This is a genomic window from Gordonia sp. CPCC 206044 (assembly GCF_048537895.1).
GTDB lineage: Bacteria > Actinomycetota > Actinomycetes > Mycobacteriales > Mycobacteriaceae > Gordonia.
On record NZ_JBCLVL010000016.1, the window covers coordinates 57,954 to 72,235 of the forward strand.

The 14,282-nt window shown below is 65.8% G+C and carries 11 protein-coding genes; 9 read left to right on the plus strand and 2 right to left on the minus strand.

What is annotated here, in order from left to right:
• Window positions 1-95 precede the first annotated feature (95 nt).
• Genes AAFP35_RS21660 through AAFP35_RS21700 form a run of 9 tightly spaced genes read left to right on the plus strand, consistent with a single transcriptional unit; the run spans window position 96 to window position 9,469 of the window.
• Window positions 96-950, plus strand: coding sequence for an MlaE family ABC transporter permease (locus AAFP35_RS21660; RefSeq protein ID WP_419223721.1), 855 nt, complete (start codon window positions 96-98; stop codon window positions 948-950).
• A 1-nt stretch (window position 951) separates the two neighbouring features.
• On the plus strand, window positions 952-1,818 hold the full coding sequence (locus AAFP35_RS21665) for an MlaE family ABC transporter permease (RefSeq protein ID WP_419223722.1): 867 nt from the start codon (window positions 952-954) through the stop codon (window positions 1,816-1,818).
• A 12-nt stretch (window positions 1,819-1,830) separates the two neighbouring features.
• Window positions 1,831-3,153 carry an MlaD family protein gene (locus AAFP35_RS21670; RefSeq protein ID WP_419223723.1) on the plus strand — a complete coding sequence of 441 codons (1,323 nt, stop codon included), beginning with the start codon at window positions 1,831-1,833 and terminating at the stop codon, window positions 3,151-3,153.
• Window positions 3,150-4,184, plus strand: coding sequence for an MCE family protein (locus AAFP35_RS21675; protein WP_419223724.1), 1,035 nt, complete (start codon window positions 3,150-3,152; stop codon window positions 4,182-4,184). The genes AAFP35_RS21670 and AAFP35_RS21675 overlap by 4 nt, the downstream gene beginning before the upstream one ends.
• Window positions 4,181-5,170 carry an MCE family protein gene (locus AAFP35_RS21680; protein ID WP_419223725.1) on the plus strand — a complete coding sequence of 330 codons (990 nt, stop codon included), beginning with the start codon at window positions 4,181-4,183 and terminating at the stop codon, window positions 5,168-5,170. The genes AAFP35_RS21675 and AAFP35_RS21680 overlap by 4 nt, the downstream gene beginning before the upstream one ends.
• Window positions 5,164-6,291: an MCE family protein gene (locus tag AAFP35_RS21685; protein ID WP_419223726.1), complete on the plus strand. Its 1,128-nt coding sequence runs from the start codon at window positions 5,164-5,166 to the stop codon at window positions 6,289-6,291. Before AAFP35_RS21680 ends, AAFP35_RS21685 begins: the two co-directional genes overlap by 7 nt.
• Window positions 6,288-7,439 (plus strand): MlaD family protein, encoded by a 1,152-nt coding sequence (locus AAFP35_RS21690; protein WP_419223728.1) that lies wholly within the window; start codon window positions 6,288-6,290, stop codon window positions 7,437-7,439. Before AAFP35_RS21685 ends, AAFP35_RS21690 begins: the two co-directional genes overlap by 4 nt.
• Window positions 7,436-8,620, plus strand: a complete 1,185-nt coding sequence (locus tag AAFP35_RS21695) for an MlaD family protein (protein WP_419223729.1) — start codon at window positions 7,436-7,438, stop codon at window positions 8,618-8,620. Before AAFP35_RS21690 ends, AAFP35_RS21695 begins: the two co-directional genes overlap by 4 nt.
• 6 nt (window positions 8,621-8,626) lie before the next feature.
• Window positions 8,627-9,469, plus strand: coding sequence for a hypothetical protein (locus AAFP35_RS21700; RefSeq protein ID WP_419223730.1), 843 nt, complete (start codon window positions 8,627-8,629; stop codon window positions 9,467-9,469).
• A 16-nt stretch (window positions 9,470-9,485) separates the two neighbouring features.
• Here AAFP35_RS21700 and treY read toward each other — a convergent pair whose 3' ends face one another.
• A complete protein-coding gene (gene treY, locus AAFP35_RS21705) occupies window positions 9,486-11,807 on the minus strand; it encodes a malto-oligosyltrehalose synthase (protein ID WP_419223731.1) in 2,322 nt (773 codons plus the stop codon).
• The gene (gene glgX / locus AAFP35_RS21710; RefSeq protein ID WP_419223732.1) at window positions 11,804-14,227 is read right to left on the minus strand and encodes a glycogen debranching protein GlgX; all 2,424 of its coding nucleotides are present in this window, start codon (window positions 14,225-14,227) and stop codon (window positions 11,804-11,806) included. Before glgX ends, treY begins: the two co-directional genes overlap by 4 nt.
• Between the last annotated feature and the right edge of the window lie 55 nt (window positions 14,228-14,282).

Genomic DNA, 14,282 nt, shown 5'->3' on the forward strand with positions numbered 1-14,282 from the left:
GCAGCGATGGTGGCCGAGTCGGCCGCTCGATCAACATATATGAGATATGACCGAGCCCGGGGGGACCGGGCCGCCGACGACGCGAGGGTAGGGGTTTGAGTACTGACGCGGTGACCTCCGACGAGAGGCCGACACGTGCGGGCTCGGGCGCGGTACGCAGATGGTTTCGTGACCATGTCATGGCCTCGTTCGACACGTTCGGCCGTCAGATGGGCATGTTCGTCGAGGTCTTCCGCGTGCTCATCGTCGACATCGTCAAGCGGCGCTTCCCGTTCGGGGAGTTCATCCGGCAGTGCGCGTTCATGTCCAGCACCTCGGTGTTCCCGACGCTGCTGGTCGCGATCCCCATCGGCGTGATCGTGTCCATCCAGGTGACCAACATCGCCGGACAGGTCGGTGCGACCTCGTTCTCCGGTGCGGCCACCGGTCTCGGCGTGATCCGCCAGGGTGCCCCGCTCGTCACGTCTCTGCTGCTCGCCGGCGCGGTCGGGTCGGCCATCGCCGCCGACCTCGGGTCGCGGACCATCCGCGACGAGATCGACGCCATGAAGGTCATGGGGGTCAACCCGATCCAACGGCTGATCTCGCCGCGGCTGCTGGCAACCATGGTGGTCAGTTTCCTGCTGTGTGGATTCGTCTGCTTCGTCGGTTTCATCACCGGTTACGTCTTCAACGTCTACTTCCAAGGCGGGACACCGGGCAGTTACACCGGCACGTTCGCGTCCTTCGCCTCCACCTCCGACCTCGCGTTCGCGATCCTCAAGGCGGTCATATTCGGTGCGATCGTCGCCGTCGTCGCGTGCGACCGGGGACTGACCACCAAGGGCGGGCCTGCCGGCGTGGCCAACTCGGTGAACGCCGCCGTGGTGAACTCTGTGCTCCTTCTGTTCACGGTGAACGTCATCTTGACCCAGCTGTTCGCGATGCTCGTGCCGACGAAGGTGGTGTGAGATGACGGCATCACGGTACGTCCCGCCCGCGCTACGGCCGCTCGCCGCGGCTCGCGGTCTGTATCGCGCCCCGCGCAACAGCCTCGCCGCGATGGGGCACCTCATCACCTTCCTGGTGAAGTCCATCGGTGCGGTGCCGATCGCATTCACGCACTACCGCAAGGAAGTCTGGCGTCTGCTCTCCGATGTCGCCTGGGGCAACGGGGCGATCGTCGTGGGCGGCGGCACCGTCGGGGTCATGGTGATCCTCGGCGTGATGGGCGGCGCCACGGTCGGCATCGAGGGCTACACCGCGCTGAACCTGCTGGGCATGTCCCCGGTGACGGGCGGTCTGTCGGCGTTCGCGACGACCCGTGAGATCGGACCGCTGTTGGCGGCGACCGCATTCACCGCACAGTCGGGTTGTCGGTTCACCGCTCAGCTCGGCTCGATGCGGATCAGCGAAGAGATCGACGCGCTCGAATCGATCGCCATCCGGCCCCTGCCGTATCTGGTCACCACCCGGATGTCGGCGGCCGTGTTGGCGATCGTGCCGCTCTATGCGGTGTCGCTGGCCGCCAACTATCTTGCCTGCCAGGTCATGTTCCAACTGCAGAGCGGTCAGGGCGCGGGCACCTATCTCTACTACTTCAACCAGTTCCTGGTCTCCTGGGACATGGTGCTGTCGTTCGTCAAGGTGATCGTGTTCGTCCTGCTGACCACGTTCATCCAGTGCTACTACGGTTACTTCGCCTCGGGCGGACCGGAGGGCGTCGGGGTGGCCGCCGGTCACGCGATCCGCATGGCGATCATCGTGATCGTCTTCGCCAATCTCATTCTCACGCTGGTGTTCTGGGGCACGTCGCCCGGAATCAAGATATCGGGTTAGGGGGATGCTCCGATGCAGATAGACACCGACGGGCGCAATCCCTCACTCGTGCAATACGTTCTGCGCGGCGTTGCGTTCCTCGTCGCACTGCTGATCCTGTTCGTGCTGCTGTTCCTGCGTTACCAGGGCACGTTCACCTCGACAGTCCCGGTGACCGCGGAGATGACCGACGTCGGTGACGGGCTCGTCGATGGGGCCGACGTCCGGTACAACGGCCTCATCGTGGGATCGGTGCAGGCCATCGACCTCAGCGACAAGGTCGGACCCGACAACCGGCAGTTCAAGAACGTCGAGATCGACATCGAGCCGGATCAGGCGTCGGGTATCCCGGCGAACATCACCGCCCGCACTGTTCCGTCGAACCTCTTCGGTGTGAACTCGGTGGAGTTCGTGACACCCGCGCAGCCCAGCAGCGACCACGTGTCGTCGGGGACGACCATCCCCGCCGACACGTCGCTGCCCACCATCCGTCTGCAAGACGCCCAGAACGAGCTGCGCACCCTGCTGCAGGCGGTTCCGCCGGAGGATCTGGCGTCGGTGCTGGGGACACTCGCCGATGCGTTGAAGGGTGGTGGCGCCGTCTTCGGTGCGTTCGTGCCGCTGCTGGACAACTACTGGCGCACCATCAACGCCCAGTTCCCGCCGGGCGCGCCCTCGGGATTCGACAATTTCAACAACGCGGTCCGGGGGCTCTCGCAGTCCACCCCGAAGCTGTTGGACACCTTGGGTCGCAGCGTGATCCCGGCCATGACGATCGCCGAGAAACAGCAGGAGCTGACCGCGGTGCTCTCGGCTGGCCAGGGGGTGCTCGACGAGACGCAGGCGCTGTTCGCCGCCAACGGGGACCGGGGCAAACGCGTCGTCGCCGACCTCAACCGCACCATCGGTGCGGCCGTGCTCGAACCCGAGGCGCTGCCGCAGGCCGTTGATGCGTTGAACAACCTCGCCGCCAAGGTGCTGACGGTGTTCACCGGGGTCAACGGCCACGCCCAGCTCAACATCGGCGTCGGGTTCGGGGCGTTCGAGCGCTATTCACGGCAGAACTGCCCGGTCTACAACGGCGGACCGTACGGCCAGTTGCGTGGGCCGGGATGCGTCGGACCGGGTACCGGTACCGGGCCCACCAGTTCGGGGCCGCTGATGATCTATCCGTCCGACGGAATGCGTCGTAACGCCGCTGCTTTCGGTGCGGTGACGACATCGTCGGACAAGAAGACCCTGGGGGAAGCGCTGAAACGGAAACCGAACGCCGCCGACACCTTGATGTTGGGCCCGCTGGTCCAGTCGTCGACGATCAAGCCGGGTGCGCCGAAACGGCAGGGAGGTGGACGATGAGTGAGGGTCAGTCCTCCATCCGCAAGCCGCTCATCGGCTTCTCGCTGTTCGCGGTGCTCGCGTTGCTGGTGACCTACATCATCTGGTCGACGCTGGAGCGCTCGGTGTCGGGCGACACCAATTCCTACACCACCTATTTCAACGACGCGTCCGGACTCCTGAAGGGTGACGACGTGCGGATGGCCGGCGTGCGCGTCGGTCGGGTGAGCGATGTGTCGCTGGACGACGGCCGTGCCAAGGTCGTCTTCGATGTGCAGACCGACCAGCCGATGTACAACACCACCAAGGGTGCGATCCGCTACCAGAACCTCATCGGCCAGCGCTATCTGTCGCTGACCGCCGTCGAGGCGCCCGATCGGCAGCCCTTGCCCGCAGGCGCTGCGCTGCAGCAACCGTCCGAGGACTCCTTCGACGTGACCCGGTTGCTCGCCGGGTTCCAGCCGGTGTTCGAGACGCTGAAACCCGAACAGGTCAACGCGTTGTCGGAGGGATTGGTACAGGCGTTCCAGGGCAACAAGGTCTCGCTGAGCAACACGGTCGCCGAGGTCGGCAACCTGGCCAACGACATGGCCAACCGCGACGAGGTGATCGGCGCCATCGTCGGCGACCTCAGCGCGGTCATGCGCGACCTGGCGCGCCAGGGCAACCAGGTGGGCACGGTGATCGACAGCATCTCCACGCTCATCGAGAACCTGAACGCCAATTCGGCGGCATTCGGCAAGTCGGTGAACCAGATCGGGCAGACCGCAGCAGGTTTCGCCGACGTGCTCGGGCGTAGTCGCAACGACCTGGAGGCCGCCGCCACCGACGCACGGTCGGCCACCAACACGTTGATCCGCAACGGCGCCAAGCTCGATCGGATGGCACAACAGCTGCCGATCTTCTTGGGGCACTTCCCGCTGGTCCTCGGTGAGGGGTCTTACCTGAACATCTACGCCTGCGATCTCGACATCGCGATCGGTGACGTCCTCTTCCCACCCGGCATCATCAACAAGATCGGTGGGACCAAGCATTCGGTGGTGTGCCAATGACACGCTGGCGCAATCATTTCGACGAGAACCGTCGATTCTGGTACGGCATCGCCGGTGCGGTGGTGATCGTGTTGCTCGTGCTCGCCGTGACCGGTCTGGCGCAGGCGCACATCGGCAAGAAGACCTACACCGGTGACTTCGCGCAGGCCGGTGGTATCCGTCCGGGCGACAAGGTGCGCGTGGCCGGCGTCGACGTGGGCGAGGTCAGCGCCACCGAGCTCGCCGGAAACCATGTGAAGGTGACCATGAAGGTCAACAGCGACGTCGATGTCACCTCGAACGGATCGGCGGCGATCAAGATGTCCACGCTACTCGGGCAACGCTACGTCGATGTGTCGCTGGGCGATTCGTCGTCGCCGGCGGCCGACGGTCGTATCCAGCAGACCAGCGTTCCCTACGATCTGCAGAAGACGATCGAGCAGGGTGCCCCCATCATCACCGGGATCGACGACGAGGACCTCGCCGACAGCATCCGGACCCTCAATCGGCAGCTGGCGGGCGCTCCGGCGATCACCAAACCCACTTTGGACTCGCTGACCGCCATGTCGAAGGTCGTGACCAACCGACGAGACCAGATCAACCAGCTCGTCAAGGACACCAAGAGTGTGACCGGGATCGTCGACGATTCGCAGGCGCAGCTGTCGGTGATCGTGGGGCAGGGGCGCCAGCTCGCCGAGAAGATCACCGCCCGTGAGGCGTTGGTGACCCGCATGCTCGACGGCATCGCCGAACTCACCGAGCAGGCGCGTGCGGTCGCCCGCGAGAACGGAAACCAGTTCGCGCCGATCATGGCCAACCTCAACACCATGTCCCAGGGGTTGGAGAAGAACCGCGCCAATCTGCGCAAGCTCCTGGAGATCCTGCCGGTCACCGCACGATTGACGAACAACGTGATCGGCGACGGTCCCTACGCGAACGGCTACCTGCCCTGGGGGATCTTCCCGGACAACTGGCTCTGCTTGGCACGGGTGGTAGACGGATGCTGACCTCAACGACCACCACCACGACCACGCGCCGAGGGGCGAAACGATCGCTGTCGCTGGTGGCGGTCTCCCTGTTCGCGATCCTCGGACTGTCAGGTTGCTCGCTCATCCCGGCGAGTTGGTCGGCGGCCTTCGGATCGGCCATCGAGGTGACCGCCTACTTCGACAACGTCGCGGGCCTCTACAAGAGCAATGACATCGCCGTGCTCGGCATGCCGGTCGGCCAGGTCACCGGCGTCGAGGAGCAGGGGAATCGGGTCAAGGTGACCTTCACCATCGACGGCGACGTGCCGGTACCCGCCGACGCGACCGCGGCGATCGTCAACACCTCGATCGTCACCACCCGCCACATCGAACTCACGCCGGCATACGGCGGTGGCCCCAAACTCACCGACGGCTCGGTGATCAAGCAGGCCAAGAGCCCGGTGGCCGTCGGAGATCTGTTCGACTCGATCGACAGCCTGGTGAAGTCCCTGTCCGGCGACGCTCCGGGCGAGGGGCCGGTCGCCGATCTGATCGACATCACCTCCGGCATCACCAGCGGTAACGGTGAGCGGATCCGTACGGCCCTCGACGAACTCGGCAAAGCGGCCCAGGTGGCGTCCGGCAACGGTGACGCCCTGGTCGACATCATCAGGACGGTGCAGTCGCTCACCACCACACTCGTGGAGAACTATCCCAAGATGACGGCGTTCTCCAACTCGATCAACGACGTCGCGCAGCTGCTGAACGGGCAGGCCCCGGGGTTGCAGGCGACGCTGGGCGACCTGAACACCGCACTGCAGAACACCACCGTCTTCCTGCAGAACAACGCGTCGACGATCGGCTCGTCGACCGGGAGACTGGCGGCATTGGCGGGCAACCTCAGTGACTTCTCCCGGCAGGTCGTCGAGGCGATCGACGTGGGGCCGTTGCTGTTCCAGAACCTGAGCAACTCGGTGTCTGCCGAACAGGGGGCGTGGCGAGCGCAGGTGCTGCTGGACAAGTCGCTGCTGGACTCCGAAGCGCTGTCGACGTTCTGTCAGGCCATCAACCTGCAGAAGAATGGTTGCCGCACCGGGCAGTTGAAGGACTTCGGACCCGATCTCGGTGTCTTCTCGGCGATGCTGGAGTTGACGAAATGACGCGAGAACCGCTCACGCCCTTCCGAATCCAACGAGACGGCACCGGCCGCAGCCGGCTGCGTCGGAGACTCGTCCCCGCATGTCTGGTCGCCGCCGTGCTGGCGATGTCGGGCTGCGGTGTCGTGCCCGGACTGACCGTCGAGCAGATCCCGCTGCCCGCTCCGGGCGGTATCGGCGACTCGATCAAGCTGACCGCCAAGTTCGACAACGCGCTCAATCTGCCCGGCCGGGCGAAGGTCAAGCTCAACGGCACCGACGTCGGTCAGGTCTCCGACATCGTGGCCAAGGACTACACCGCCGTCGTCACCATGGACGTCAGCAAATCGTCCCGCCTGCCCAACGGCACCGGGGCCGAGCTCCGGCAGGCAACGCCCCTCGGCGATGTGTTCGTCGCGCTACTACCGCCGGCCGGGGCGCCGACGGGCTATCTCGCAGACGGGGATTCGCTGAACGGGCCGACGTCTGCCGCGGCGACCGTGGAAGACCTGTTGGTCAGCACGGCCGGCCTGGTCGACAGCGGTTCGCTCAGCTCGTTCCAGGTCATCCTGACGGAGTTGAGCAACGCGGTGTCACCGAGTCCCGACGCGTTGTCGGGGTCGATCGAGGGGCTGACGACGGCGATCACGAAGTTCAACGAGAACTCCGCCGAGGTCGACAAGTCGTTCCGCAACACCCGCACCCTGACCGATCAGCTGGCTGCCGGACGTTCCCAGATCATGGCGTCGATCAACAAGCTGGCGCCTGCGGTCAACGCGGTGAACGGCCAGATCAGCCAGATCCTGACGACTCTGGACAAGACGAACCGGGTCACCGCGGCGACCAACGATTTCCTGCATGCCGACGGTGACAACCTGGTCGAGCTGATCGCACATCTCTCGACGGCCCTGAACGGTCTGCGTGACGCGGCCGGGACGCTCGGGCCGTTGGCCGACAACCTCGGGGAGTTGACCCCGAAGTGGGTCAAGTCGACGCCGGGTAGTGCGGCAGCGCTGTCGGCGAAGGTGTACTACATCAACCCGGGGGTCGGTTTCGACTCGGCGAGTCGTCTGCCCGAACTCGGAGATGTGGATGCGGGCTCGGAAGCGTTGCAGCAGACACTCACCCGCCTGCTCGCCCGACTGACCGGAACGAAGGGTTGCTGCGGATGAGCATGATCTCTGGCCCCTTCACGTGGGTGCGTAAGCATTCGGTCCTGGTCGGCAACATCGGCCTGATCCTGGTGATGCTCGTCGGTCTGGCCTATCTGTCGTTCGGCGCGCTGCGGTGGGATCCGTTCAAGGGGACATACGGTCTGACCGTGCATTTCCCGATTTCCGGTGGCCTGCAGGAGACCTCGGGTGTGACGTTGCGCGGTGCGCGCATCGGGGACGTGGAATCGATTCGGGTGCAACCGAAGTCGGTGGACGTCAAGGTGTCGGTGCACGACGACGTGAAGATCAACCGCAACTCCGTGGTCGCGGCGTTGGGCATGTCGGCGGCAGGTGAGCAGTATGTCGATTTCGAGCCCCCGACGGCCGACGGACCGTACTTCCGCGACGGTGATGTCATCGAGGTGAACCAGACCCGGGTGACCGCCCCGTTCCCGTCCATGCTGGAGTCGTCGCTCGATGTCGTCGAGCAGATCGACCCGGTGAAACTCCGGTCGGCCGTCGACAACCTGGAGGTGGCACTCGGCGGTGACAGCACGGGCCAGAACGATCTGCGCGCGCTGTTCATCTCCGGCGGCACCATCTTCGCCGATCTGGCGCGGGTGTTGCCACAGACCAAGAAACTGATCTCGGACACCGGAACGATTCTCAAGACGACCGCCGACATCCAGCCGGACCTCGGTACCACGGTCAACTCGCTCAGCACGATCGTGAACGCCGCGGTGGCCTCCGACAAGGAGATTCGGACATTGCTCGGCCGCGGCCCGTCGCAGCTGACCAGCCTCACCGGATCGTTGAATCAGATCCGTGACCCGATCACCGACGTGTTGCAGCAGTTCGTCGACGTCGCTCGGCAGGGCGCACTGCGCGCACCGGCCATCGCCAACTTGCTGCCGTCGATCCGGGACGCCTCGATCAAGAGCCTCACCATGTTCCACGACGGCGCATGGTGGGCGTTCGGGTCGATCTTCCCTCGGCCGAGCTGCAACTATGCCGTCACGCCGACCCGACCGACCAAGATCCTCCAGTTGACGGTGCCGACCAATCTGTACTGTGTGACCGAAGATCCCAAGCAGCAGATACGCGGGTCCGCGAACGCGCCTCGCCCGCCTGGTGACGACACCGCCGGCCCGCCCCCGAACTACGACCCGAACGCGCGGACCGTGCCGTTGGACAAGTGAGTAGGAATGACCGAGCAGGACAAGAACACCGACGAGGCAGCCGAGTCTCGCGAACCTGACAACAACAGCGCCGACAACAACAGCGCCGACAACACCGACAACACCGAGGGCACCGACCCCGCGCGGGAGGCCCGCAAGCCGCAGACGAAGTCGGCGAGGACGAGTGCCGCGCGGCGGGCTCGGCAGACGACGTCGGGCACCGCCGACGGTGCCGCACAGGAGAGTGCCGGTGCCGACGACGAGCCCGCCGCCGGGACCTCGCGCGGACGCGAGATCTCGCTGACCTTCACCACCGGGGGACTCGCCAAGGTCCTCGCCGCGGTGCTGGCGATCGCCGTCGTCGTAGGAGTGGTCGTCCTCGGGTGGGGCTACTACGACCAGCGTGCGCGGCTCGCCGCCTTCGACGACAGCAAGGCGGCGTCGCAGGAGTTCTCCATCAAGCTGGTCAGCACCATGAACACCGACAACGTCGGCAGCATGAAGGAACTCCTCGGGCCGCTGTCCACGGGGGAGTTCCGCAAGCACCTCGAGCAGGAACAGTCCGACGGTCAGAAGGCCGTCAAGGAACTCGACGTGAAGGCCACGCCGACGGTGAAGTCGGTGTCGGTGGAGAACTTCGACTCCGAGACCGCCAAGACCAGTGTGTTGATGGAGGTGACCGGCACCAGCACGCTCGCCCCCAAGGGCGGCAAGGAACTGATGCTCATCTGGCTGAACCTCCGCAACGTCGACGGCAAGTGGTTGGTCGAGAAGCTCGACGGTGCCCAGGCCGGTATCGGTGAGCCGCAGGGTCAGCAGGGGCAGCAGAACCAGTCCGCGCCCGCGCCGGCACCCGCTCCGGCAGGCTGACGGACGAGCCTCTCGGCTACCGAGTCGACAGGATCGCGACCGGACCGACTGCACGCAACTCGGCCAGAGTGGCTGTACCGCCGTGTGTTTCGCCGGTCGCGGCGTCGACCCAGCGGCCCGGCGGAAGGGTCAGTGAGGTGCGTGCCTGATCGGCGTCGGACAGACTGTAGGTGAATCGGGCGGTCACCACGACCACCTGCACGTCGTCGGCGACACCGCGGCCGAATGCGACCACGTGGTCGGCGCCGGGGCCGTCGCCGTGGATCGGAACGTAGGTGCCGCCCGGACCGAATGCGCCCGGATGATCGGAACGGACCCGTAATGCCGTCCGGATCAGTCGGGCCTTCGGATGATCCGTGTCCCGTCGATGGTCGACGGGCCGCCGGTTGTCGGGGTCGACGAGCGAGTCCTCCCACCACTGCGTGCCCTGATAGATGTCGCCGACGCCGGGGCCGAGCAGCGAGATGGCCTTGCGGGCCAACGATTCCGACCGCCATGCCGGCGTGATCGTCTCCACGAAGGACGCGATCGCGGCACCGGTCGGTCCGCTCGTCACGTCGTCGATCCAGATGGCGAGATCGCGTTCGAAGGCATCGTCGACGTCGGTCCAGGTGGTACGCAATCCGGCCTCGCGTGCAGCCTTTTGTGCGTACGCACGCAGTCGTGCACGTAGCGTCTCGTCGACCGGACGGTCGGTGGGCCACACCCCGATGATGTTCTGCAGCAAGAAATAGCCGGTGAGATCGTGTGGGGGTGGGGTGCGCGACCAGATCTGCTGGGCGAGCATCGACCATCGTTCGGGCACCTGCGCGAGGATCGCGATGCGGGCACGGACATCCTCCCCACGTTTGGTGTCGTGTGTGGACAGTGCGGTCATGGCGCGCGGCCAGTTCCGCGCGCGACGAACGTTGTGTTCGTGGAACTCGCGCACCGACAGCGACGGATGTGCCGGGTCGCCGCCGACCTCCTGGGCGCTGACGAGTCTGGCGGTCCGGTAGAACAGGCTGTCCTCGACGCTCTTGGCGGTCACCGCACCGCAGGTCTGCGCCAGTCGCGACGAGGCGGCGCCCGGCGTGGCCGTCGCCGCGACGACCCGATGCAGCGCAGGCGCGAGTTGCGGTGTGCGCTCAGCGATCTGGTCGGCGGTGTCGACCAGACGCCGCCGCAACGACGGATAGTCGGCGCGGTAGACGCCGAGGTCGGCGATCAGCTCGCCGACGGCGCTCGCGATCGCGCTGTCGTCGGCGTCCGGATCGGAGTGCGTGATGGCGTGCACCAGGCGTCGTGACTCGGCCGGGAACTGTTCACCGAGCACCGCGAGTTTGCGGTCCCGTTCGGCGGCCTGCAACCACGCGGAGTCACCGGACAGGCCGGTGAAACGGTCGTGGACCTCGTCGAGCTCGATGACCCCGGTGGCCGCGGTGAACACCGCGTCGATGACCCGCAGTTGGTCGTAGCCGGTCGTACCCTCCACGGGCAGAGACGGTTCCAGGTCTTCGTCGGGCGCCAGGATCTTCTCGATGTAGATGGGATGGTGATCGCCGACGTCGCCGCGCAGGCGTTGCAGATAGGCCTGCGGATCCCAGAGACCGTCGGGGTGGTCGACCCGCAGGCCGTCGATGACGTCGTCGTCGATCAGGTCGATCAGCCATCGGTGCGTGGCGGTGTAGACCTCGGGGTCCTCCTGACGCAGCCCCGCGAGTTCGTTCACGGTGAAGAATCGTCGATAGCCGATGAGGCCGCTGTTCCACGGCACGAGTCGATAATGCTGGCGTTCATGGATGTCGACCGGCGTGCCGGACGCGGAAGTGCCCGGCGCAGTGGGGAAGACGTGGTCGTGGTAGCGCAGGTGCCCGTCGTCGACGGCGAGGACCGACAGATCGCCGTCGGCGGCGAGGACGGGGAGGGCGATCTTGCCGTCGGCGCCGTTGTCGTCGGCGAAGTCGACGTCGAACCATGTTGCGTACCGCGAGGCAGAACCGTAGCGGAGCAGGTCGCCGAACCACGGATTCTGCAGCGCGTCCGCGACTCCGGTGTGGTTCGGCACGATGTCGACGATGATGCCGAGACCGCGCTCGGTGGCGGCACGGCGCAACGCCCGCAGGGCGTCGAGGCCGCCGAGTTCCGGTGCCACCCGCGGCGGTGGCACCCAGTCGTAGCCGTGCGTCGAACCGGCCATCGCCCGACCGATCGGCGACAGGTAGAGGTGGCTGACGCCGAGATCGGCGATCTCGTCGAGGACTTCGACGACCTCGGCGAAGCCGAACGCAGCGGTGAGTTGAATCCGATAGGTGGCCACCGGATCCCGCCGGTCGCCGGCGATGCGGTCGGCGCTCACGCCGTCTTGCGCAGGACGAGGACGGAACGGGCGCCCACGGTGACGGGCTCGTCGTGGGTTGCGGTGACGTCCGAGTGACCTGTCGGGTGGGTGGTGTCGAGGACTCCGACCCACTCGCCGGCCACCGACGACGGGGTGAGGAAGTCGATGTCCTCGAAGTGGGCGTTGAAGCAGATCAGGAAGCTGTCGTCGACCACCGTCTCGCCGCGCTCGTCCTTCTCGCCGATACCGTCCCCGTTGAGGAACACGGCCAACGATTTGCCGAAACCGCTGTCCCAGTCGGCACTGGTCATCTCTTCGCCGGACGGGGTCAACCACACGATGTCGAGCGCTTGATCTCCCCAGCGGATGGGCTTACCGGCAAAGAAGCGGCGCCGCCGGAAGACCGGATGCCGATTGCGCATCGTGATCACCGTGCGGGTGAACTCCAGGAGGTCGGCGTTCTTCTCGGCCAACGACCAATCCATCCAGGCGAGTTCGGAATCCTGGCAGTAGACGTTGTTGTTGCCCTGCTGGGTTCGTCCCATTTCGTCGCCGTGGGCGAGCATCGGGGTGCCCTGGGACAAGAACAGCGTGGCCAGGATGTTGCGTTGCTGTCGGCTGCGGAGCGCGAGGATCTCCGGATCGTCGGTCGGTCCTTCGACGCCACAGTTCCACGACCGATTGTGGCTCTCTCCGTCGCGGTTGTCCTCCCCGTTGGCCTCGTTGTGTTTCTCGTTGTAGGAGACCAGATCTCGCAGGGTGAAGCCGTCGTGCGCGGTGACGAAGTTGATGCTGGCCAGCGGTCGGCGACCGGTGGCCTCGTAGAGATCCGACGACCCGGTCAACCGGGACGCGAACTCGCCGAGGGTGGCCGGCTCGCCGCGCCAGTAATCGCGGACGGTGTCGCGGTATTTGCCGTTCCATTCCGTCCACAGCGGCGGGAAGTTGCCGACCTGGTATCCACCCTCGCCGATGTCCCATGGTTCGGCGATCAACTTGACCTGGCTGACCACCGGATCCTGTTGGACGAGATCGAAGAACGCCGAGAGTCGATCGACGTCGTGGAGTTCACGCGCGAGTGTTGAGGCGAGATCGAAGCGGAACCCGTCCACGTGCATCTCGAGTACCCAGTAGCGCAGCGAGTCCATGATCAACTGCAGGGTGTGCGGGTGGCGGCCGTTGAGGCTGTTGCCGGTCCCCGTGTAGTCCATGTACATCTCGGGGTCACCGTCGACCAGCCGGTAGTAGGCGCCGTTGTCGATTCCGCGGAACGAGATGGTCGGTCCCCGGTGGTTGCCCTCGGCGGTGTGGTTGTAGACCACGTCCAGTATGACCTCGATGTCGGCTTTGTGGAACGCCCGTACCATCGCCTTGAACTCGGTGACCGCGCCGGCCGGCTGTTCCGGATTGGATGCGTACTCGAGGTGCGGCGCGAGAAAGCCGAAGGTGTTGTAGCCCCAGTAGTTTCGCAGTCCTTGGTCGAGCAGCACGAAATCCTGCATGAACTGGTGGACCGGCATCAACTCGATCGCGGTGACGCCCAGCGACTTCAGATGGTCGATGATGGCCGGGTGTGCGAGCCCGGCATAGGTGCCGCGCAGATGCTCCGGGATGTCCGGATGTGTAGCGGTCATGCCCTTGACGTGTGCCTCGTAGATCACCGTCTGGTGGTAGGGCCGCCCAGGCGAACGGTCGTTCTGCCAGTCGAAGTACGGATTGATGACCACCGAGAGCATGGTGTGGCCCAGCGAGTCGAGCTGCGGCATGTCGTCGGGGTGGCGGGTGATGACCGGGAGCACCCGCCCCGAGTCGACGCCGGAGTTCTCGGCTGCTGTGTCCCCGGCAGTTGTGTCCCCGGCAGTCGTGACTCTGTCGGGGCTCGGGTCGTCTGCCGCCGTGTCGTCGGGTGCGGCCGTGTCGGTCGACGGTTCGGGCGCTTCGTCCGGTGCGTCGGACCCGGCGATGGGGTAGGAGAACAGCGACGGGTCCGAGTCGAAAGCGCCGTGGAATGCCTTGCCGTACGGGTCGAGCAGGAGCTTGCTGGGGTCACAGCGCAGGCCCTCGGCGGGCGCGTAGGGTCCGTGCACCCGGAACCCGTAGAACTGTCCGGGGCCGACGTTGGGCAGGTAGCAGTGCCAGCAGTAGCCGTCGACCTCTTCGAGGCGGATGCGTCGTTCGGTGCCGTCGTCGTCGATCAGACACAGGTCGACGGCACTGGCGACTTCGGAGAACAACGAAAAGTTCGTTCCCACACCGTCATACGTTGCGCCCAGGGGATAGGGCGTGCCGGGCCAGACGATGAACGGTGTGCGGTCGACCTCGGGTTCGGAGATGTCGGTCGGGGCAGGCACGTCGGTCACCCCTGCGGGCTCGGCGTGCTCCGGATCAACGGCATCGGAGACCGACGCGCCGGAAGCCGGTGTCTTCGGCGAATCCATGAGATGACACTAGCGGGCGGCCGCCTCTCGTACATCTCGGAGTGCGGTGCGGTGG